Annotated in this window: 15 protein-coding genes and 1 pseudogene; 7 read left to right on the forward strand and 9 right to left on the reverse strand. The window is 39.2% G+C overall.

All coding sequences use genetic code 11. From position 1 onward, the window contains the following. Entirely contained in the window at positions 1-1,167 is a 1,167-nt protein-coding gene (locus AC3WLU_RS03615; protein WP_492596829.1) for a glycosyltransferase family 4 protein, read from the forward strand. Between the two features lie 37 nt (positions 1,168-1,204). On the opposite strand, the gene tagH is transcribed toward AC3WLU_RS03615, so the two are convergent. The 5 genes and pseudogenes from tagH to AC3WLU_RS03640 all read right to left on the reverse strand — a co-directional run bounded on the left by tagH (position 1,205) and on the right by AC3WLU_RS03640 (position 9,114). Further along, a complete protein-coding gene (tagH, locus tag AC3WLU_RS03620) occupies positions 1,205-2,002 on the reverse strand; it encodes a teichoic acids export ABC transporter ATP-binding subunit TagH (RefSeq protein ID WP_492596830.1) in 798 nt (265 codons plus the stop codon). A gap of 17 nt (positions 2,003-2,019) precedes the next feature. Beyond that, positions 2,020-2,817 (reverse strand): ABC transporter permease, encoded by a 798-nt coding sequence (locus tag AC3WLU_RS03625; RefSeq protein ID WP_034315708.1) that lies wholly within the window; start codon positions 2,815-2,817, stop codon positions 2,020-2,022. Positions 2,818-2,820: 3 nt separating this feature from the next. Next, a pseudogene (locus AC3WLU_RS03630) lies at positions 2,821-4,026 on the reverse strand (CDP-glycerol glycerophosphotransferase family protein); the annotation flags it as partial. Positions 4,027-4,149: 123 nt separating this feature from the next. Beyond that, positions 4,150-5,688 carry a glycosyltransferase family 2 protein gene (locus tag AC3WLU_RS03635; RefSeq protein WP_492596831.1) on the reverse strand — a complete coding sequence of 513 codons (1,539 nt, stop codon included), beginning with the start codon at positions 5,686-5,688 and terminating at the stop codon, positions 4,150-4,152. A gap of 96 nt (positions 5,689-5,784) precedes the next feature. Further along, entirely contained in the window at positions 5,785-9,114 is a 3,330-nt protein-coding gene (locus AC3WLU_RS03640; RefSeq protein ID WP_492596832.1) for a CDP-glycerol glycerophosphotransferase family protein, read from the reverse strand. A gap of 889 nt (positions 9,115-10,003) precedes the next feature. Between AC3WLU_RS03640 and tagD the strand changes: the two genes are divergently transcribed. From tagD to AC3WLU_RS03660, 4 genes are all read left to right on the forward strand, one after another. After that, positions 10,004-10,402, forward strand: coding sequence for a glycerol-3-phosphate cytidylyltransferase (tagD, locus tag AC3WLU_RS03645; protein ID WP_492596833.1), 399 nt, complete (start codon positions 10,004-10,006; stop codon positions 10,400-10,402). After that, positions 10,395-11,558 (forward strand): CDP-glycerol glycerophosphotransferase family protein, encoded by a 1,164-nt coding sequence (locus AC3WLU_RS03650; protein ID WP_492596834.1) that lies wholly within the window; start codon positions 10,395-10,397, stop codon positions 11,556-11,558. Before tagD ends, AC3WLU_RS03650 begins: the two co-directional genes overlap by 8 nt. A 292-nt stretch (positions 11,559-11,850) precedes the next feature. Next, on the forward strand, positions 11,851-12,891 hold the full coding sequence (locus tag AC3WLU_RS03655) for a C40 family peptidase (protein WP_063574676.1): 1,041 nt from the start codon (positions 11,851-11,853) through the stop codon (positions 12,889-12,891). Positions 12,892-13,154: 263 nt separating this feature from the next. Next, positions 13,155-14,081, forward strand: a complete 927-nt coding sequence (locus AC3WLU_RS03660) for an LCP family glycopolymer transferase (protein WP_492596835.1) — start codon at positions 13,155-13,157, stop codon at positions 14,079-14,081. Positions 14,082-14,101: 20 nt separating this feature from the next. Here the strand turns inward: AC3WLU_RS03660 and AC3WLU_RS03665 are convergent, their stop codons facing one another. The 3 genes from AC3WLU_RS03665 to secA form a co-directional block, all read right to left on the reverse strand. After that, positions 14,102-15,889: an LTA synthase family protein gene (locus AC3WLU_RS03665; protein WP_492596836.1), complete on the reverse strand. Its 1,788-nt coding sequence runs from the start codon at positions 15,887-15,889 to the stop codon at positions 14,102-14,104. Positions 15,890-16,133: 244 nt separating this feature from the next. After that, complete coding sequence (locus AC3WLU_RS03670) at positions 16,134-16,595, reverse strand: SLAP domain-containing protein (protein ID WP_413000622.1); 462 nt, start codon at positions 16,593-16,595, stop codon at positions 16,134-16,136. After that, the gene (gene secA / locus AC3WLU_RS03675; RefSeq protein WP_492596837.1) at positions 16,592-18,970 is read right to left on the reverse strand and encodes a preprotein translocase subunit SecA; all 2,379 of its coding nucleotides are present in this window, start codon (positions 18,968-18,970) and stop codon (positions 16,592-16,594) included. The genes AC3WLU_RS03670 and secA overlap by 4 nt, the downstream gene beginning before the upstream one ends. 247 nt (positions 18,971-19,217) lie before the next feature. Here secA and AC3WLU_RS03680 point away from each other — a divergent pair, with 247 nt between their 5' ends. Both AC3WLU_RS03680 and AC3WLU_RS03685 read left to right on the forward strand, forming a co-directional pair. Next, entirely contained in the window at positions 19,218-20,642 is a 1,425-nt protein-coding gene (locus tag AC3WLU_RS03680; RefSeq protein WP_492596838.1) for an alkaline phosphatase, read from the forward strand. 151 nt (positions 20,643-20,793) lie between these two features. Then, positions 20,794-20,940 carry a hypothetical protein gene (locus AC3WLU_RS03685; protein WP_492596839.1) on the forward strand — a complete coding sequence of 49 codons (147 nt, stop codon included), beginning with the start codon at positions 20,794-20,796 and terminating at the stop codon, positions 20,938-20,940. Positions 20,941-20,977: 37 nt separating this feature from the next. Here AC3WLU_RS03685 and AC3WLU_RS03690 read toward each other — a convergent pair whose 3' ends face one another. Continuing rightward, the gene (locus tag AC3WLU_RS03690; protein ID WP_492596840.1) at positions 20,978-23,047 is read right to left on the reverse strand and encodes a SpoIID/LytB domain-containing protein; all 2,070 of its coding nucleotides are present in this window, start codon (positions 23,045-23,047) and stop codon (positions 20,978-20,980) included. Positions 23,048-23,126: the final 79 nt, after the last annotated feature.

Here is a 23,126-nt window from a genome sequence, read left to right on the forward strand (position 1 = left end):
ATGAACATTTTAGTCACAACGATTTTCAACTACCCTCATGAAGGAGGGCTATCGAGCCATATCACAACGTTAAAAAAGGGGTTAATGTCACGGGGCCATAATGTGGACATATTATCTTTCTCTCAATTACCAGCTTTCAAGAGGAAGATGCTCGCCCAGGCTCCAGGATTTTTATTAAATAAAGTAAAACAGGGGAGCGGCCAGCTTTTCAATGATCGGCAACGCCAAAAATTATTGGCTTCATCTATTAACGCCTTGAAAAAGGACTATGATGTCATTAATGCGCAAGACATTTTCGCAACGCTTGCCTCCATCGAATCCGGGATACCAACGGTGCAAACCGTGCATGGGTATTATTCATTCGAGGCCGTCAGCAGGGGCGCCCTTCTTCCGGACAGTGAAGAAGATTTGATCATTCGCGAGCTAGAAAGAAAAGCTTATCAGTCCGCTGCAAAAGTTGTGACGGTCGATCAAAGGATCAAAGACTATATAAATCATTTGGCACATATAGAGGCGGATACGATCAAGAACTTCATTGACGTATCTGCTTTTAAACCGGAGATGGCAAAGCGGGAGCAAACTCGCCGGGACTTTCAAATACCGCTACATAAAAAGATGCTTTTCGTTCCGAGAAGAATGACGGAAAAGAACGGTGTCATCTACCCGCTCCTTGCTCTGCCGGAGGTGCTGGAAAACCATCCTGAAACGGTTTTGGTCTATGCAGGTACAGGGGAACAGCGGAGCAGGCTAGAGGAAACCGCAGCCAGTCTCAATATATCCGCTTCCGTACTTTTCCTGGGTTCTGTGCCGTTCGAGAAAATGCATAACCTCTATGAAGCATCGGACATCGTACTCATCCCTAGCGTTCATTCCCATGGGGTGGAAGAAGCGACTTCCATTTCCGCTTTAGAAGCGATGAGTTGCCGCTCACCCGTCATTGCAAGCGCAATCGGGGGTTTAAAGGAGATTCTCATTGATGGCGAAGATGGCCTTTTAGTAGAGGAAAAAAATAAAGAAGCACTTGCACAAGCCATCTCCCTTCTGCTTAAAGACCCTGAATATGCAGCAAAGTTAGCTTCGAAAGCAAGGTATAAAATGGAAATCGAATACTCCCACCTTTCAGCAGCTGAGCGGTTTGAGAAAGCTTATGTTAAAGTGCTTAACTAAAAAAAGCAGACCCGAAGCCCGGGTCTGCTTTTCACATTCATACCAGTGCGGAACTACGCCTTTTCATTTGCTCTTCACGGTATTTTTTCTGTTCTTGTTTAGACATGGCGTTATATTCTTTTAAGAATGCCTCATATTGCGGCATTACTTCCTTCATGTCACCGTATGCCTTTAACTCTCCATATTCAAGCCATAATGCCTTTTGGCAAAATTTCTTCATCTGACCGATTGAATGGCTGACAAAGAACATCGTTTTGCCCTTTGCCTTAAATTCGTTCATTTTCTCTAAACACTTTTCAGCAAAGTTTTTATCCCCGACAGATAAGGCCTCATCAATAATCAGGATATCTGGATCGATATGCACGGAAATGGAAAAACCAAGCCTGGACTTCATGCCGCTTGAGTAGGATTTCACCGGTTGGTCAATGAACTTACCAAGCTCCGAAAACTCAATGATCTCAGGCTCAAGTTCTTTGATGCGATTTTTATCGAATCCGAGCATCAGCATTTTCAGTTCGATGTTTTCCCTGCCCGTCAACTGATTATTCAGGCCCGATGAAACGGCAATCAAGGCCGTTTTCCCATTAGTATGGACATTTCCGTCCGTAGGCGGGACAATGCCTGCAATAATATTGGACAATGTGGATTTACCTGATCCGTTGACCCCGACAAATCCTATTACATCGCCCTTTTCTGCTTCAAAACTAACATTCCTCAGAGCGAAGTACTCTTCCCCATAGCTTTTAGGCAAAAGGAGATCCAATAATTTTTCCGAGTTTTTATTATATAATTTATACTTTTTCGTTATATCTTTGACTACCACCGATTTTTCCAAATTTTCTCACTTCCAGTTTACTTAAAGTCAACAAAGCGATCTCTGAACCTGACATGCAGCGAGGAACCTATCATAAACAAGATGATAACGACTGCCCAGAAATAAAGCGTATACTCCCAATGCGCTATCAGATACCATGATTCCCCCAACAACGAAGCTCGATACCCTTCCACAATATAATATAGTGGATTCAGCTTCATGATGTTGACTATGGTAGGATGTTCCTTAGCATCCATTACCCAAAGGATTGGTGTTAAATAAAACATGACTTTCATTAAGGACACGATGATATTATGAACGTCACGAATGATGGTTGATAATGTTGAAGTGATTAAACCCAATGAAAATAACAGCAAGACCGTCGCTGCAACATAATACGGCAGTTGCAAGATGTAGAGTGTAGGGAGGTAACCTGTAAACCCTAATAGGATGATGATGACTCCCAGCAGCATGAGATGCTGATACAACTTAGCAAAGATGACATACGATGGAATTACACTCATCGGAAAGCTCATCTTGGATACCATATTCATTCGGGAATAGACGGATTTGGACGTTTGGGTTATGGCCGGGTTCACAAAGAACCAGACAACGATCCCTGCCATCAGCCATGGAAGGAAATCATCCCCGCGATTCAAGATGATAAATCCAAATACAAACCAATAAATCGCAATCTGTATCATCGGATTGATGATTTCCCATAGGACTCCCAGGTAGTTGCTGCTGTTGGCACTTTTCACCTCATAAACAGATAAACGCCTTACCAAATAAAAATGTTTGATTTGTTCTTTTAAAACGGTCAAAGCTGAACTCATAAATTACACAGACCTTCCTAAAAACACTTTTTCTACGACACGGCGTGAAGCCTGGCCATCCTCGAGTGCACAAAACCGCTCGTGAAAATGATTGATATCATTGGTATTTTCATATTTCATCGTCTTGATACTATCAATGACCGCATCAGATGTTTTGACTAACAAACCTGGTGCATTCTTTTCGAAATCAAAGTAAAATCCGCGAAGCTTATCCCTGTAATTTTCAATATCATATACATAGAAAAGCATCGGACGCTGTAAATTTGCGTAATCAAAGAATACGGATGAATAATCGGTTATTAATAAATCCGAAATAAGATACAAATGACTAATATCTTCGTAACTGGATAAATCATAGGCGAATCCTTCATACGCCGATAAATCCAAGTTCTCAGAAACCAAATAATGAAGACGGAGCAAAATGACATACTCCTCCCCCAATTCCCGTTTCATTCGATCCAGATCCAGTTTTATTTCGAACTTATATTTTCCCTTGCTATAAAACTCATCATCCCTCCAAGTCGGGGCATATAAAACGATCTTTTTCTCTATTGGTATACCCAACTTCTGTTTCAATGAGTCGATTGTATCACGATTATTCCCGTTGTAAAGGATATCATTACGTGGATAACCGGTTTCCAGAATTTTGGAGGCATCGACATTGAAGGCCCGGGCAAAGATTTCACTTGAATAAGCATTCGGTGAGATTAAATAATCCCATTTACTTGATTCGGCATGGAAATTTTCTTTATATTTATCCGTCGTCGTTCCAGGCATATGAACTTCATTCATATCCGCCGCAAGCTTCTTTAGTGGAGTACCATGCCACGTTTGCAAATAGATCGTGTGCTTCGGCTTCGGAATCCAAAGCGGAAGCCTGCTGTTCGTCACCCAATAACGGGACCTTGTCATTTTGAGCAGCCAACTGAATGAAAAACGATCGAGATATGGAATGCCTGCCTCTTCGAAAAGAGCTGCATATCTTTTATCCACGCTCCAATACATTTTATATTCAGGATGGTTACTCTGCAAGTATTCATAAATCGCCCGGGGATTACAGCTATACTGCTTGCCCAAAAAGCTCTCAAAAATGACAAGCTTCTGGTCCACTGGCAACACTGTGCCCGCCAATGCAAAAGCCATTTTATATCCTCTTAAAATAATTGCTTTAGCCTTATTTTTAACTAGCGATAGAAAGGAAGGTCTCTTTGAGGTTTGTACATTTTCATTTGACATATCCGATCTCCCTTTTTATTGATTAATGATCATTTCAAACTAAAAATAAGCTCACCCAATAAAAGGGAGAGCTTATTTTTGGCGTACTTCTAACAGCTACTCCAAAGACTTAATTGCCAGTCCCAAATTATTTGCCACTGTTGTATAAAACTCCACATTTTTCTTATTATACGTCATCTTATTTTTCAAGATCCTTTTAATATTCACCAATTGATAATCATTGTAGCGAATGAACACTGTAAATAATGACATTTCCATTTTATCAATTTCTTCTAAAGAAACAGTAAACTGACCTCTATTACCTTCTATTTGAACTCCGCAATTGATTTCATTGTCCATTCTTTTTCGATCACGTATCAATACTGAATCTATGTTGTCTATATCATCACCATAAATCTCAAAACTTTGGTGGTAGACATTATCCATGATAAAGGAATCCATTGCACGGGCAAGCATCGGTATCCTGACAAAGCGATATTCGTCCTCCAGAAATGGCAGTTCATAATATGGTAAACCGTCTTTAATGTGATACTTTTTATTGGAATCTCGCTTTAACCATTCAAATAACTTTACGAAATCCTCAATGCGATCCCCCATGAATAATTCAAGAGCCACTTTATAAATAGGCACCTTAAATTCATTCTTAAAATCATATGACAAGTTTTTCGCAGTTTCGACAGCTTCCCTTAATATTTCTATAAAATCTTCTTTATTCTTGGATTTTACAAAAGTTTGGCTGTCGAACGTTTTTACAATATCGTACTCATAAATCCGGTTAAGGGCCACCTTTTTCAATTCAATGGCAATGTCTTTGGATTGAATATACTTTATTATGTCGATATCCGCTTTTCTTTTTTCCAGCACATTCGTAACACGTGTTAAAGAAGAGGGATTTTCTGAAGTCCTATTGACATAATAAATAGGTTTTTTAGTAGTTGATACTGCTCTGACTTTAAAGAAAACATCATTAAAAAACCATTTATCTTCACCGAATTTCATATTCGGAAAACCAATTTCATGTTCTTTAACCATAGGCAGATTCATCATCCTGGCCGTTGGACCCATATGATAAAAAAAGTGCGGAACATCCATTGGGGTGATGCTTCTTCTTTCTTTAATGGAAGCAAACTCACCGATGACACTCTCTGCCTCAGATTCGACTTTTACCGTTTTGCCCACTACATAATCATCACCGGTTTCCTCCAGGATATTATAGAGGCTTTCCAGTCCATCATGGGCAAGCCAGTCATCCGCGTCTAAAAAAGTTATATATTTGGATGTTCCCAATTCAATTCCAATGTTTCTAGGGGTCCCAGGTGAACCATTATTTTCTTGAAGAGTAACTGAACAGATATTTTTATATTTAGCTGTATACTCCTGAATGATTTTATTGGTAGCATCAGTCGAACAATCATCAATAATGATATATTCAATCTGATCTATACCCATTGTCTGATTTATTACTGATTCAATCGTTTTTCTGATAAATTTTTCAGCATTATAAGCAGCCGTGACTACAGTGACCTTTTTTTCTTTTCCTAAAAATTTATTCCTTAAGCCTACAGGGTTATTTTTTATTGAAATTTTACCGCTCTTTAAAAGTTCCCTCGCCTTTTGACGTACCAAGAAATTCATACGATTCCCTCCTTTTATGTAGAGGTAACATAGATGTTTCTATCAGGCAGCCAGTTACCAGTTACTTAAAAGCAACAATACCCTTTATTTCAGGAATCAATCATTAAAAAATTTATCCACGATTCTCTGTGTAGCTTTACCATCCTCTATTCCACAATACTTCTCTCTAAATAAACCATATCTCTCTTTGTATTGCATGTTTATTTCATCAATATTGGTAATAGTATCGATAATCTCCTCAGTCGTTTTTAAAAATGGACCTGGTGCTTCTTTTTCAAAGTCCATATAGAATCCGCGGATGTTATCTCTGTAATCTTCCAAGTCATACGTGTAGTACAAAATCGGCCGGGCAGTATTAGCAAAATCGAACATTACGGAAGAATAATCCGTAATCAATATATCAGAAATCAGGTAAAGTTCCTGGATATCTGAATAATTGGATACATTTATCACGAAATCCTCGAATTCGCTCGGAATGCTGAGATTATTACTTATAACAACATGCATCCTTAACAACAGGATATATTCATCCCCTAGTTCTTCCTTCATTCTTTCCAAATCAAATTTCAGCTCGAAAATGAATTTATTGTTCTTCGAAGTTTGATTATCCCGGAATGTAGGAGCATATAAGATGACTTTTTTTCCTTTTGGTATCTTCAGTTTTTCCATCACTGAGTCGGCAACCAGTGAAGCATCTTCCTTATAAAACAAATCATTTCTCGGATATCCCGTTTCCAATATTTCCCCCTCATATTTGAAAGCACTTCTGAAGGCTTTGGATGCGTATGGACTTGGTGATATTAAATAATCCCACGTTCTCGTTGCACTATGCACCCGATTCAAGTACCCCTCGTCTCTTCCTTGAATATTATCGATATCAAACAGCATTTTTTTCAAAGGGGTTCCATGCCAAGTCTGAATATATGTCGTTTCCTTCCTTTTGCTTAAATAAGTAGGGAAGTTTTGATTATTTATCCAATAACCTGCTTTGGCCAAATAATAATAATATTCCGGGCTTAGGCGTTTGATCAGCTTCGTGTTCTTTCCTTTTATCGGTAAATTACCATTATACACCCAAACTTTTTTATATTTATTATCCCTTTTGACCAGTTCTTCATAAATATATTTGGGACTATCGGAGAATTGCTTCCCTATCCCACTTTCAAAAAGAATAAGGTTCCGGTCAACCGGTATGATCCTGGACATGATTTTATAAACTTTTTTCATGACAGGGAAATACTGTTCACTTTTCCTAAATCGATTCATAATGAGTTTTGATATCGGGTGGTTATATAATTTAATAAGTGAATTCTGATCTTTTTCTGCATGTTTAATCACTTCGAATATCCTTGAATTAGAATGGACATCGCGATATTTAATAAAACGGTTGGCCTTATCGATATACTTTTTCTTCATGACAAAATCAGTGTTGGCGTATTCGGCTAATACACCCAACAATCCATCCAATTCATCAACGATTTCACCCGGAAGATCGTTATCCAAATCCAAATGTGACGGTCTTTTCCCTATGAAACGATCTCTATCAAATTGATAGTAAATAACCGGTTTATGCAGGAAACTAAAGTCGAAAGCAACACTTGAATAGTCCGTGATCATAATCGCGCTTTCCTTAATTAACCTTTGGACATCCACTTCACCCTGACTAATCACCCGAACAGGGGCATCTTTAAAATAAGACGTGAATTTCTGCATATTAGGGTGAAGGCAAAATATGATTTCAAACCCATTATTTTTAGATAACTCATGTAAAACCGGGTGATTCACCAAGTTCTGATACCTTTCGAAATACTCGCTTTCCAAAAATATTTCATCGGATGTAATCCAATCTCGCCATGTCGGAATGATGAGTAATTGCCGCTTTGTTAAAACATCATCCTTAAACAGTGAATCGAACCTAGAAAGTCCGGTCGTGAATACTTCCTTTTCGTTGTATCCAAAATCCGTTACGATCATATCCTTTTCGAAGTCTGAACTAACTAGAAAAACATCCGTACTAAAACCGGAGGATGCATTTTTCCCGTAGTTTGCAACCATGTTCTTAGTGCCCATAACACCATGTTGAAGAAATACCTTAACTCCCTTAACACGATTTTTAAATTCAGATGTTCTTAAGGGATATAAATAATCCGGATGATGTGATGAAATGATACGTGTCGATTCCATTGTCTTTTTAATATGATCCTTTGACTTGAAATAAAGGATATTCCCAAAGGGCTCGACGTTCTTGGCTTCCACGGAATTTTCTTCTATTACATAATAGACTTCTTTTTCAGGGTGGTTTTCCCTCATATATTTAAAAAAGTGATATCCGGTATCTTGGGCTTTATAAGTTCTTTCTCCAATTAGCCAAACATCCTTTTTCTTTTTAAATAGGGCCAAAAAACGCCTCCATCCCATCATCTTTTTTAAATATCGATAACTTTCCGCAGAGAAGTTAAACACTTCCAAAGATAAATTGGATGCTTTAAAGGTATAATATGGATTGATGATGGCCACTCCATTATTCGAGCTTACATCGGTCTTTTTTGTAAATAATTTAGTTCTCGTGGTCGGTCTTCCGACGCGTACCATTTTCGGCTCTTCCTGATCATGTAAATGTAATTTCATGTAAATATCATAGACATCATCTTCCAAATCCACACTGACTAATTGTTCTAAATCCAATTTCAAATCATATATATATCGATTCAGTCCAAATTTCTTAATATTCATTTCCTTATTATGAATAAAAGATAGATTGGCCTGATATTCTTTGCCACTTTGTCTTCCTCTAACTAGGCCCTCACCTTTTATGATCGCGGAATGCTTGGTGAAGATTTGACCATTAACATGCATGGTCTTCGAATTGTTTTTCATTTTTTCAATTTGAGACTTAATCTGTATTTTAGGGGTTTTATTGATGTAAAGAGATATATTCCCTTTATTCGTTATCGAGAATATACTTTGTTTATCTTCATAGGTGTAAATACTTAAATTGTTCGTGTACGTCTCCTGAAAACGCCCTAGACGAATTGGAAATTCAATATGAACCTGTTCGTTCTCTTCTACATATTCAGCTTTATGTTCGATATTAAGTATTGTTTTCTTGCTCAGCTTTTCAATCGGGACGGTTACCTTTATATAACAGTCATAAACAGTCGGTTCATCATCTGCTAATTTCCGCATTAAATCTTTCATATCTACTTTAAAATCAAATTTAGACGAGCTCACCGATTCAGCTATTTTTATTTTCTGATCTTCGTTTTCCCTAGAATATAGCCATAGTTCTTTTGCGCAATAATGTTCTATTGAAAATTCTCCTTTAATCAATAGCATATTTTCCTCTTGCGCAATGGTCAGAACTTGTTTTAGCTTAATTTTAGGCGCTTTTTTTGCTTTCCCTTTTCCAAGAAGCTTTTTAATCATTTTAGACCACCTATAACAAATTATTTATTTAAATAAAAATGAATCATTCATTGTACTTTAAAATCATAAACTTTTTTTGGTTTTTCCTCAATATCATTAAACAGACCGGTGAATTTCCCTTAATTCCCCTTAAATTCCACCTATGAACAAAAAAAGAAAACATCCAGGTGATTCGTTGTCGTACCAAAACAAAAAAACCGCAAAAATCAAATGCATGTCCTTCCATGTTGCCAGAATGGAAAGGGAATAGCAAAAACATGTCTTTCAATTAAAAAAAATCTTCTTACTATCAAAGTGAACGCTTTCAAAACAGGTCAACCGTTTATATTTTCCCCTCATTAATTGGTTCCATAAAAGTTAAGCGATAGATTTATGGCCGATAGATACCCATCCTCTGTCTTTCGCCTTCCACTTTTAGAAAACAGGATTTATGAAGCTCCTCTAGTTGTTCTCTCCTAAACGTGGTAAAATTGTGAGTGGCTTTTCTGATTGCAGCAAGAATGATGAAATCTTTTTTCATTCATTAATGTGAGGGGAATTATTTTTAAATACCATTAAGTATAAATCCTTACAATAATTATGGACACTTTATTATGCCCTTCAGAGTCATACAAATTAGTCAACATTTAATTTTAACTTAAAAAATAATATTTACAAGAATCATCAATGTAAAAAATTGTGGTTTATTTGTAAAAAAATTGTGGTTTATTTGTAAAGCTATTAAGTTATAATTAGTTAGAGAATGTCATTGCCTAAAAAATATAGGAAAACAACAAGCAGAATTAAAGAGCTGGTTGCCTGTTTTATTGTTCCATTTCATATTCTAATAGACCAAATATATATTAATTTGATTGAATAACAGTTCAAGAGTCTTAAAGGAGGAATAAAAATGAAAAAAGTAATCACTTACGGAACCTTTGATTTGCTTCATTGGGGTCATATCAATCTATTAAAACGTGCTAAAGATTTAGGGGATTATCTGATCGTTGCCATTTCTACGGATGAATTCAATGCTTTAAAAGATAAAAAAGCTTATCACAGCTTTGAAAACAGAAAAATGATCTTAGAATCAATTCGTTATGTGGATGAAGTCATACCTGAAGACAATTGGGAACAAAAGAAGGAAGACATCGTTCGTAAAGGTGTAGATATCTTTGTAATGGGTGATGACTGGAAAGGCCAATTCGATGAATTATCCGAAGTTTGTGAAGTGGTCTACCTTCCAAGGACAATCGGCATTTCGACTTCCCAAATTAAAGATGACCTTCTACAAGTTACTAATGGCTAAAGAATTCGCGATAGGGATTTATCTTTTTTGTTTCAAAGTTTTATTCTCTATCTTTAAACTTTTCCCTTTATATGACAAAACGACCTTTGTCACATCATTCGGGGACAATTGCCAATATATCGCAGATGAAATGGACAAGCAGGACATTTCCGTTCAAAAGGTATTTTTAATGAAATCAAGCAGTTCTATACAAGTTAAGGACGATGGGGAAACCATCGTCCTTCCGTTTGAATCAAAAAATATCAGTGCCATGATCCGATCGATTTATCATCTGGCTACATCAAAATGGATTATCATCGATAATTATTTTGGCTTTCTTTCAGCCATTTCATTCAAAAAGCAAGTGACATGCGTGCAAGTGTGGCATGCGGCCGGTGCCGTAAAGCAATTCGGAGCAAAAGATCCTTCCATTAAAAACCGTTCAGCCGGTGCAAGGAAAAGATTTTTTGAGGTATATGATAAATTCGATTATGTTACGGCAGGTTCAGAGAGAATGGCCGAGATTTATCAAGAAAGTTTCCAACTGCCGGCATCCCATATCCTAAGGACCGGGATCCCTCGGACCGATTTCTTTTTTAATGATGAATCAAAAAGGACTGCCCGTAATGCTTTGCTGGCCAAGTATCCAGAACTTGAGCATAAGAAAATCATGTTATATGCCCCTACATTTCGTAATGACGGCTTGAACAACGGAGAGATTGCTCTTGATTTGGAATTGCTCTACCAGGAACTTAAGGGCGAAAATTATGCGTTATTGCTAAAGCTGCATCCAGCAGTAAAAGCAGAGCATGATTTAGAAGATAAATTCCCGGGATTCATTTACCCTGTCAATAGTGACTTTCACGTTAATCAACTGCTGATCAGTACGGATCTTTTAATAACCGATTACTCATCGATTCCATTTGAATTCTCTTTTTTGGGAAGACCCATGATATTCTTTGCATATGACTTAGAAAAGTATGTGCAGGAACGGGGATTCTGGGAGGATTACTCTTCTTCCATGCCCGGACCCGTGGTATCCACCACGGAAGAGCTCTTGAGGAAAATCCGTACCGCCGATCATTCATCAATGAAGATCGCTTCCTTTAACCAAAAATGGAATGAATACTCCACGGGAAATTCAAGCAGGAACTTAGTTGATTTCCTTTATAAATAGAAAACCCACTTCGTAAAACGAAGTGGGTTTTCTATTTTTCCATAACCACTGAGCGGAATGCACGCCCTACAAAAAGGTACATTTTTTTCATAAAGTGACAAAGGGAAACACCACGCTCCGAAATATGAAAAAAGACTCACAATATAGAAAATATTGTAGATTACAATACTCAAACGCCACCAATATAAACCAGTAAAATACTACTATTTTCCCCTTGTAACAAAAATGTAATATGTTTAAACCCATTTATTTTGTTAGAATAGGGAAAAAGACATATTCGAGGTGGAAAACCGTGAAAAAAAGTGTTGTCGCATTTTCGACATTAGCCATTTTATCTTCGACTTTTGTTTCTCCTGCCCTTGCCGGTACATATACAGTCAAAAGCGGTGATAACCTAAGTAAAATCGCCCAAAATCATAATACGACGGTAAAAGACTTAAAACAGCTTAATAACTTAAAATCAGACTTTTTGAGAATCAATCAAAAATTAATTACACCCAACTCCAAAACAACATCAAATGCTCCTTCAGTTTCCGTGAAAACAACAAAGAAAACCACATATACCATTGTTTCTGGTGATACCTTAACCAGGATAGCAAACAAGCATAACCTCACACTTGCTGAATTGATGAAACTGAATAACTTAAAATCCGATAGAATTTATGCAGGCGCCAAACTAATCGTATCCAAATCAACCACCACCACTACCATTGATTTACCCGGCAGCTCCAAACCATCCAGTGGTACACAGACCCCAGCCAATTCGTCTACATACATTGTGGTAAAAGGTGATACTCTTTCCAAGATTTCCAGAAAAACAAACTTGACTGTAGCCCAGCTTAAATCAATCAACTCGCTAAAGTCCGATTTAATCAGAGTAGGGCAAAAACTGAAATTAAGTACCTCGGCAAGCACTGCCCCTGCAGATAAAAACGATGGTGGAAAAGTGGAAGCCCCAAGTTCAGGAAACAAAGTGGCCAAGCTCGTTTCCGAAGCAAAGAAATTGATTGGCACACCTTATTCGTGGGCGGGTTCCTCCCCATCAGGATTCGATTGCAGCGGATTCATCTACTATACGTTCAAGAAGGCTGGGTATGATGTTCCAAGGCTTTCATCATCCACCTATTATGATATGGGCAAAAAAGTTACTTCACCGAAAAGCGGCGATCTTATCTTCTTTGCAACGGGTTCCAATAAATCAGTCATAAGCCATATGGGAATTTACTTGGGCGGCGGGGAATTCATTCATGCCTCATCAAGTAAGGGAGTAACGATCAGTACTACTTCAAACTCTTATTTCAAAAGTAAAATCATCGGTTATAGAAGTTTATAAGATTTACTTGCCAGACTTTCTCTTAAAGTCTGGCAAATTTATGAAAAGATTCATAACTTGTATAACTTTTGGAAAAAATGAACGCTGTGTAAACGAAGGAATTCAGAATCCTTCGTTTTTTTGAATGAAAAAAGGTAAATATGCACTCTAACTACAAAAAGAAACTATTCTATTTTTGACAAAAAAAAGGTATAGTTAGAAATACCGACTAGGTACTTTTTCACACCTTCCATTTTGTGGGATGGTTAAGGGAGGAATATTAAATGAGATCCGAACATAAAAAAAAGAAAAAGAAACGTAAAACGTTTAAAATAATCGGCTTCACCCTTCTTATCCTTATCATTGGCGCAGGTGTTTATGGCGCTTCAGTATATCAATCATTAGCCGGTGCGATCAGCACTATGCAGGGCACAGCCCATAAAACGGATAAACGTGTAGAGGACATCAAGTTCAAAAGCCAAGATCCATTTTCATTACTAATTCTTGGTGTGGATGAAAGAAAAAATGACTCAGGTCGATCAGATACGATGATTGTCATGACCGTTAATCCTAAAAAAGAATCGATTGAGTTATTGAGTTTACCGAGAGATACGCGTACAGAGATCGTCGGTAAAGGTATAAATGATAAAATGAACCATGCCTATGCATATGGCGGAGTCGCCATGTCTATAAATACAGTGGAATCCTATTTGGATATTCCGATTGACTATTACGTCAAAATGAATATGGAAGGCTTTCAGGATATCGTGAATGCCGTTGGCGGTGTCACGGTCGATAATGATATGGACCTTGCCTATAAAGGATATAACTTCAACAAAGGTACAATCGACTTAAATGGTAAAGAGGCCTTGATTTATTCCCGAATCCGTAAAGAAGATCCCCGCGGGGATTATGGACGGCAAATGCGGCAACGCCAAGTTATCCAAGCTGTCATGAAAAAAGGGGCAAGCCTATCAACACTTACCAATTATGACGATATATTCGAAGCTTTAGGTAAAAACGTGGAAACCAATTTAAGTTTCAATGAAATGCTGAGCATTCAAAATAACTACAAATCATCCCTCAAAAATATTGAACAATATACACTTGAAGGTGACAATCAACGGGTAAATGGCGTTTGGTACAACATCGTTCCAGAAGATACAAAGCTTGAAGCCCAAAATCGTGTTAAAACACATTTGGGATTATAATGTAAGGAGGATGACTTTTATCAGTCATCCTCTTTTTTTACCTCCTTCTCAATTTTTTTAAAGTAATCGGAGCGTATCACCTGATCACTCAGATCAATCTCCTTTTGATCTTCTGGTGAAAATCCTTCGACCTTGCCTTCCCCATTTATTTTCATTTGAGAACCATAATCCCCTTTTAATATCAAGGCATCACCCTCTTCGCCATCCAGCATGCTCTCTCCAAAGTATGAAGAACTCTTTATATTGAACAAATCATATAGAGTGGGCAGAATATCGATTTGGCCCGCCACCTTATCAATCGTTCTCCCTTCCATATCCTCCTGATAAATGATCACGGGAATGGGCATATATTTTTCAATCCACTCTTCATTGCTAATTTTACTACCATAATACGCTTCAACCTCGTGTTTATCTTTTAAGAATAGCCCATCATGATCTCCGTAAATGACAATTACGCTGTCTTTCAACTTCCCGTCATCCTTCAATTTCTTCACGAAATCCCCGATAGCTGAATCTGTATAATGAATGGCTTCGAAATATTTAGTCAGGTAACTATTTTCTTTTCCAACTTCATGCTTCATTGTTATCTGTTCCTTCGGCAGTGAAAAAGGTACATGGCTGGTCAAAGTAACGAAAAAAGCGTAATAGGGGTTTTGTTTTTCTTTTAAGAAATCATAGCTTTGATTAAAGAAACTGCGGTCTCCCAAGCCCATCGAAATCATCTCGTCCTGCTTCATATCCTCTATGGAAAGATAGTCATCAAAACCTAGCGAGGGATATGCATGCTGCCTATTCCAAAAGTCTCCTTCATCCCCGTGGAAAGCAAAACTTTGATAATCCGACTTCTTTAATTCCCTGGTAAGACCAGGAAAATCATTATAAGGGAACCGAAAAAAGGTCGCACCTTGCTTTAAAGGAAATAGTCCGGTATTCACGATAAGCTCTCCATCAGATGAATTTCCAAATACCGTCTGCGGATATACATGCGGGAAATACAATCCCCCTTTCGCCAGTCCATTCATGAATGGCGTGACCTCCTGCCCGGCACTGGTTTGAAAGAGCGGAAACGACTGTAAAGATTCCACCTGGATGATAATGAGATTCTTCCCTTCCAAGGATCCTGAATGGGCATTTTCCTTTCTTTTCTTTTTATTGAAGTAATCAGAAACGGCCTTCTTTTCTTCCGAAGACATTTCATCCCTTCCCGAGTCAGTAAAATAGGCATACGCATCCAATGCATGATGACCGATAGGGCCCCAAGTTCGCAAGAAGGTATTTGCCTCATAACGCCGGGTTATATCTACTTTGTCGATAAAGATATTCTTGACCGGTTTTAATCCTGCTATCATCAGGAATATTACGGCCGGCACAAGTGCCATATGCTTGAGGGGGTATTTTTTCTTCACAAAAGATTCAGCAATTGGAATGCCTGCCAGAAGAAAGATTGCATCCTTGATTTCCATCATACTGAATATACTTTCACCTAGCCCATTCAGATTGCTTTTTTGCATCCACATATAGGATGTTATAGGTGTCGAATAATAACGATAAAACCAGATGTCCCCAAGGAAAAAGACCATGATCGAAAGAAGGAAAACTGAAAAAATGATGCCCTTTACGATTCGATTCGATATCCATTCCTTCAGATAAACAACAAAACCGGCAGCACCGATGATTATCGTAATTATTCCAATAGAAAGATCGTTACCCATCCTATCATTCGTATAAATGAAAAGTATGGCCACGATTGAGAATGACAATAACTCAAATAGCCTCTCCTTCAAGCGTTGATTACGGTTATTCTTCATGCTCCTGCCACTTTCCTCTTCATTATTTCCAAGCCTTGGTTAGGCTAGATTGCGAAAGATTACTTATAAATATTACTTAGCGTTACCATTTATGAGAAATTGCACACAGAAAATGGCATAAATATTTGGTGATACTTACCTCACTAATACACAAAAAACCTTCATCACTAAAAGGATGAGGGCTTTGCTTTGGCGCTCCGGCAAAAAAGCTGCCGATTGCCGCTAGACTCTTGCGGTTGTTTTTCTACTTTCTCTTCCATTCAAAAGCAATCTTCCAACCTTCATCAGGAATCGATTCCGCCAACATATCCCCTTCCTCGAACAAGAAACGCCATGGCATGCATGAAAGTGCTGGGAGCTCACCAAGCTCAGTGAGATCGAATGTCTTTTTCGCGAGGAATTTTCCATCTCCATCAACTAACAGTAAATCCACGATATCAAAACTGACAGCTTTCTCTATTGAACTTCGCAGAAAAGCCTCTATGATGACATCATCTTCCACCCTAGTCAGCTTGATGCCGGATATTGAAATTTGGTTCGGTTTTAATGCAGGCAGCCTTTGATGGTGGAATTTATATACATATTTCTCTTGCTTGGAAATATCCCACCCCTTGTGAAACATCAGGACAGTATGAAGGGTGTCATCATGATTTGCTAACTTAGGTACATCTGAAGCTGCATTATCCCTTTTTCCAAATAAACTCATCGTTCCTCCCCCTCGAAAGAAGCTGCATCTTGCTGATTGCTTTTCATATATTCCATAAAACGGATGCTTATCTCCGCCTCAATTTTACTTAATAGAAGGTTGAATTGACTGAGAGCTGCTTTTTCAAACAACGCATATGGGTCCTGCTGACCATATTCGCTTAAACCAATGCCTTCCTTCAAACTGTTCATTTCATCTAAATGGTTCATCCAATTTGTATCGATTTGCTGCAGCATGAAAGCGCGCAACTGGTTTCCCCATTCTGCATCGTCTTGAAAGATCACCAGTCTCGATTCCCATTTACCTAAAGCCTCCAATACCCTTCCTTCAATTTGGCCTTCTATATCCTTTAAATCACTTTCCTGCCAACCTAACGACAGCAAAACAAAGGTTAGCTCTTCAATTAAGGCAGAGGAATCAGGCTCCGCTATATGTTCACGGTCATATTTCACTGTGAGCCGAGTAATGTATTTTACGATGTAGTCAAGTAAAATGGCCGACATCCGTTCAGGCTCCATATCAAGAATTCGATCTCTCATTGCATAGATGATTTTACTCTGCTCATTTAATGCATGTTCCAACTTCAATATGTGATATCGGCTTGATTGATGCATCTGCTCTACCGAATCCTGAACCATTTTAACGAATTTATCGGGTGCAGGGCCCAGCACCAACCCATTTTCATCCGTTTTGATTTTCTTGATATAACGTCCCAATTCTTCTTCATCATAGTAATGAAACAAATCATCTTCCAAAGAAATGATGAATTGTGTTGAACCAGGATCACCCTGCCGCCCGGAACGTCCTCTTAACTGCATATCGATCCGACGGCTTTCGTGACGCTCCGTCCCGATAATATGAAGGCCGCCCAATTCCTTGACATCATTCCCAAGTAATATATCCGTTCCTCTCCCAGCCATGTTCGTAGCCAGCATCACTTGTTTTTTTTGCCCGGCATTCGCAATGATCTCCGCTTCATCCTCTTCCGTCTTCGCATTAAGGATTTGATGTTTAATTTTCCGATTATCCAGTTGAACCGAAATTTTTTCAGATTGCTCAATGGAGGTCGTCCCGATCAGGATAGGTCTGCCTTCATCATGGATCCGTTTTACTTCCGTGATGATTTTGTTGATTTTGCATGTTTCATCTTTATAAAGCAAATCAACCTCATCCACTCGAATAATAGGCTCATTAGTTGGAATTTCAATGACGGGGAGCTGATATATTTCCTGGAATTCAGACTTTGATGGTATGGCACTCCCTGTCATCCCACACATTGAATGATATAATCGAAAATAATTTTGGACGGAAATCATAGCCTGTGTTTCATTCTCTTCGGAAATCTCCAATCCCTCTTTTGCCTCAATGGCTTGATGCAGCCCGTCACTGAAGCTTCGCCCTTCCATCACCCTGCCTGTGAATTTATCGATGATTGCAATCTTTCCATCGATGACAATGTAGTCCACATCCACCTTCATGATTGCCCGCGCTTTCAGCGCCTGTGTAACATTATGTAATAACTCTTGATGCTCCATTCCATACAGATTGTCGATGCCAAAGGCCTCTTCAATCTTGGAAGCACCTTGATCCGTGAAGAAGGCGGACCTTGACTCGACGGAAATCTCGTAATCATCCTTTTCTATTAAGGTCTTCATGATTTGCGCCGTGATCTGGTGAAGCTCGGTTCCGTCGTTTGCCCTGCCCGCAATGATTAATGGTGTCCTCGCTTCATCAATCAAGATGCTGTCAACCTCATCGACAATGGCAAATCGGTGTCCTCTTTGAACCTTGTCTTCCCTTCGATAAACCAGATTATCACGCAAATAATCAAAACCGAACTCTGTTGCCGTCCCATACGTGATATCTGCCGCATATGCTTCACGTTTCGCGGAAGGTCCCATCTGGGAAATGTTCAAACCGACCGTCAATCCTAGAAATTCATGAATTTGTCCCATTAACTCTTTATCACGTTTGGCCAAATATTCATTGGCCGTTATTATATGGACACCATTACCGAACAGTGCATGTAAATAGCTAGGCAATGTAGAGACAAGCGTCTTCCCCTCGCCCGTATTCATTTGGGCAATGCCCCCTTCACTCAGGACAAAACCGCCTGCAAGCTGAACATCATGGTGCCTAAGATTCAATACTCGCTTGGAAGCCTCCCTCACGACCGCAAAAGCTTCGGCTTGTATATCCAAAATATTATCACCAGCATCCAAAATGCTTTTAAATCTATCCTTCATTCCGCTTAATTCCAGATCTGAATATTTTTCATATTTACCCTCTAGCCGATTCACTTCTTCTACCAACTTATAAATTCTCTTCAAGTCTTTAGAACCTTCTTTGAAGAACCTTTTCATACTGGTTAGCATAGGGTTTTCTCTCCTATTAATTCAATTGATCTTTAGTGAAATTATATCAGTTATGTATTTACTGTTTATAAACTTTATTGTAATTATATAGAAATTCTTTATTTTTTTGAAAGACAAATTATACAAAAACCGACTTGATGCCGCTAACCATGCTAAAAAGATTAACTCCATCCTGAATATCAGGGAGGGGTTTTTTTATCGATTTAAACAAATAATAGGAAGACTTTCACCCAATGGAGGATTTCAGATGAATAAGACATCCAGATATAAACTCGTACAGCCGCATCGCTTTGGATTATTCGTTCTTATAATTTTCATTATTAGCATGAGCCCCCCTATTCAAGCAGAAACAAGAAACACCCCCAAGAATGTCATATTGCTGATTGGCGACGGCATGGGGCTAGGGGCAATAGAAATTGCCCGGCAATTGGAATATGGAAAGACAGGTGTACTACATTTGGAAAAACTGGAGCATGTCGCCCTGATGCGCACCTATTCCGCCAATAATTACGTCACTGACTCGGCAGCAGGAGGGTCGGCGATTGCCACTGGTATAAAAACCAACAATGAATCAATCGGTGTCGATGCCAATGGTTCCGAGGTGGATAGTGTATTGGATGCCTTTCAGAACAATGGCAAAAAAGTCGGGATCATCTCAACCAATATGGTAGTCGATGCCACACCCGCTGCCTTTGGTGCAAGTGTGCCTAACCGCTGGACAGGTGGCGCAAATATCGCGAGGCAGCTCTTTGATAACCGGATCGATGTCATTCTCGGCGGTGGTGCCAGCTATTTCGATGCGGATAAGCAGAATGGCGAGGATTTAATCGCCAAATTTAAACAAGCTGGCTATGGGATTACGACGACTAAAGAAGAACTTAGTTCCATTAATACTCCGGCAAAACTTTTAGGATTATTTCACCCTACCTATATGAATTTCAAACTGGATAAAGAAGTTTTACATTCCCAAGAGCCATCCCTCCCCGAAATGACATCCAAAGCGTTGGATATTTTATCCCGTGGTGATAAGGGATTCTTCTTGATGGCCGAAGGTGCGCGTATTGACCATATGGAGCATGCAGCCGACATCACTGGAATATGGAAAGAAACCATCGAATTTGACCAAACCGTGAAAGAGGTTGTAGATTGGGCAAAAAATCGAAATGATACATTGATCGTTGTACTTGCAGACCACGAAACAATGGGGACCTCCGCTTCTGAAACAATGGATATCACGGCATTGAAAAAAATCAGGGTTTCATCCGAATATATGTCCAAACAGCTTACATTCGATAAAAATAATGAAATCAATCCAGAAAGTGTCGTTTCCACATTCAAGAAGTATGCACATATATCTCTTACGGATCAGGAAGTCGATCAATTCATTGACAACGTAAGAAAGAATAAAACGCTTGTCTATCCAAAGCATCAAATCGATTGGGAAATCGGTAGCACCGTCGCCAGGCACCATAAGGCGGGCGTAGCTGATCGAAGCATACGGGCAGCCAGTTCCACAGGAGGACACACAGCCAATATGATTCCCGTTTTCGCCTCGGGCCCAGGCAGTGAAGCCTTTGATGGAGTCATTGAAAATACCGATATTTCAAAAATCATCACAAAATCCGCTGGCGTTCCGTTCACACCCGGTCAGCATAAAACAAAAGAGGAATGAATGCATTCATTCCTCTTTTAAGATTCTCATTTTCATTTTGATTAAGGTCCGTTAACTCAAGTTAAGGCGAAGTTTGCGGGCATTACTCACGAGTTTAATGCATTTACTCGTGAGTTTCCGCCTTTTACTCGTGAGTTTGGGGCATTTACTCGTGAATCCGTGCTTTACTCGTGATTTTGCAGCATTTACTCGTGAGTTCACGCCTTTTACTCGCGAGTTTGGTGCGTATACTCGTGAGTTTCCGCCTTTTACTCGTGAATTTGGTCCGTATACTCGTGAGTTTGATGAAGAGTCATGATGTCAAAAAAAGACGCCATGATTGGCGTCCTGCTCATTCATTTTTTTATATGTTTTTTTAATACATACCCAATTTGGCTTCCCTTTTTCACTTTATACCACTCATCTTGTTGAGCCAAGATCGTTACAGATTGGTCCCTGTATAGATTCCCAACCGTTTCAGAAGATGCATTTCTATTTTCTTTAATATATAATTCGCTTGCTGTCACTATTCCCGTCGTCTTCCTGATCGAGATTTTCGTTGAAATGGTTTTCTGATTGTCACTCTTATCCTTAGCTGAGATTGTCACCGTAAATATGCCGCTGGACATATTTTTGAAATCCCATGTTGCGGATTGCCTGCCTTTACTGAACGGCCTTTCAGAAAGGATACCGACAACCTTACCTTTACTGTTCTTGATTTCCACTGTTACATTAGCGTTTTCATTAATTATATATGTTATGTTCGCTTGCTCGGTACTATAGTCACCCGATGTTTTGACTTCGGTGATTTTCGGTGCCGACGTATCTTTACTGATCTTAATCGGCATTGTTGCCAAACCTTCATTCCCGCTGCGGTCCATTGCTGATATTTCTGCTTTATATGTACCGTTACTCACCGCTTTTGTGTTCCAGATTGCTGAATGGGTACCCTTTTTCATTGTTTGGTCACGAACTGGGGTAGCTATAGATTTCCCTTTACCATCTTTAATCGTAAGTGTAACCACAGTATCTTCTTTTAGGGAGTATGTGATTCCAACCTCATCATTGACATGATCCGTTTGCGCTTTCATGCTTACTGAATTCGGTTCTGACTTTGCCACAAGATCCGTTTCAAATCCAGCGCCTGGTCCATATTCCCTTTCTATAGTTGTGTCAGGATAATAAAATCCCAAAATATCTAGATAGGATTGCCCTGCTTCCGCTCTGTTTTTCGCCCCAAACTGACTTAGCCCGACACCATGCCCGTATCCTGATCCTTTAATAGAAATTTTGGAGTGATCGGAGGATGAATGGTCAACCAGATAGCTTTTCATCACCTCTTGCCCCACCATACCCCTGATTTTGGAAGCTGCTACATTAGTAAGCTTAATCGTTTGCGGCAAAAGCTTTCCCCGGTCATTAACGAGATCCCTTACATAGAAATTCAATTGGATGGAGCCTTTCGTTACACGGCCTCCCGTTTTTTCATCTGAAAATGTTAACAAGGGAATCTCCGTTATTTTAATCTCTTTTTGCGCATATCCATTATTCTTCAGCCAAGCCTTAAGCTTCGGCACAACCGTTTTATCTTTTTCCTCTACACTTGTCCACCATTCTTCAGGTTTAGATAAATCCATTTTTGAAAGGTCGATTTGCTGCTTGTCCAGCGTTATCTCCCAACTGGTTTTCGGATCATAGAAATCTTCTTTTATAGATAAATATGCAAGGGGGTTGCCACTTGACCAAACATTTGAATTCGATTCGGTCATTCCTCCATTGCTTGAGGAAAAGAACGCTTCGATTATTTCGCCATCATGCTTGATTACCATGCCCTTCGTCTGCTCAATGGCTGAATTAGTTCGATAGTGACCGGCAGCCCCGCCATATACTTGGTAAGAAACCGTATCATCAATTATTGTGGATTGATGGCGAAGTGCATAGGTCCGGGCGGCAATCGCCTGTGCTTTTAAGGCTTCGGAGTGCCATAGTGCAGGCATCTCCAGCGGGACGACGCCCTTTAGGTAATCTTCCATATAAACAGTATTGATCGGCCGGATGTAACCGTCCTCCGCTGTAAATGAAAATGAGCCTTGGTACGGACGGCCGTTTATGGATAATGAAGAATCAGGTTTAACTGGTATTACCTTAAAAGAAGCATAAGATCCCTTTTTCTTAGATCCTTTGTATACGGCAAGTTTAGCCGACTCCACTTTCAAAGCCAGTTTTTCCCCCGCCTTTATGAATATCTCTCCCCTTGATGTACGGTAGTTACCGGTTGCCGTTATTTCGGCACTGGTTCTATTGCCCAAATAATTCTTCAGTTTCACTTCCATCGTTAAATTTTCTTCTGCTGCTGTCGCTTCATGAGAAGGAAATGCAAAAAAAGTGATAAAGAAAGCGATAAACAAATACTTTAATCTTTTCATTCCTTTTCATCCTCATTCCCATTCTATTAATCTTTCAAGGATTTTTGAATTAATCCTATTCAATCCATCGGCATGTGGT

The organism is Peribacillus sp. FW305-BF15, from assembly GCF_058783805.1.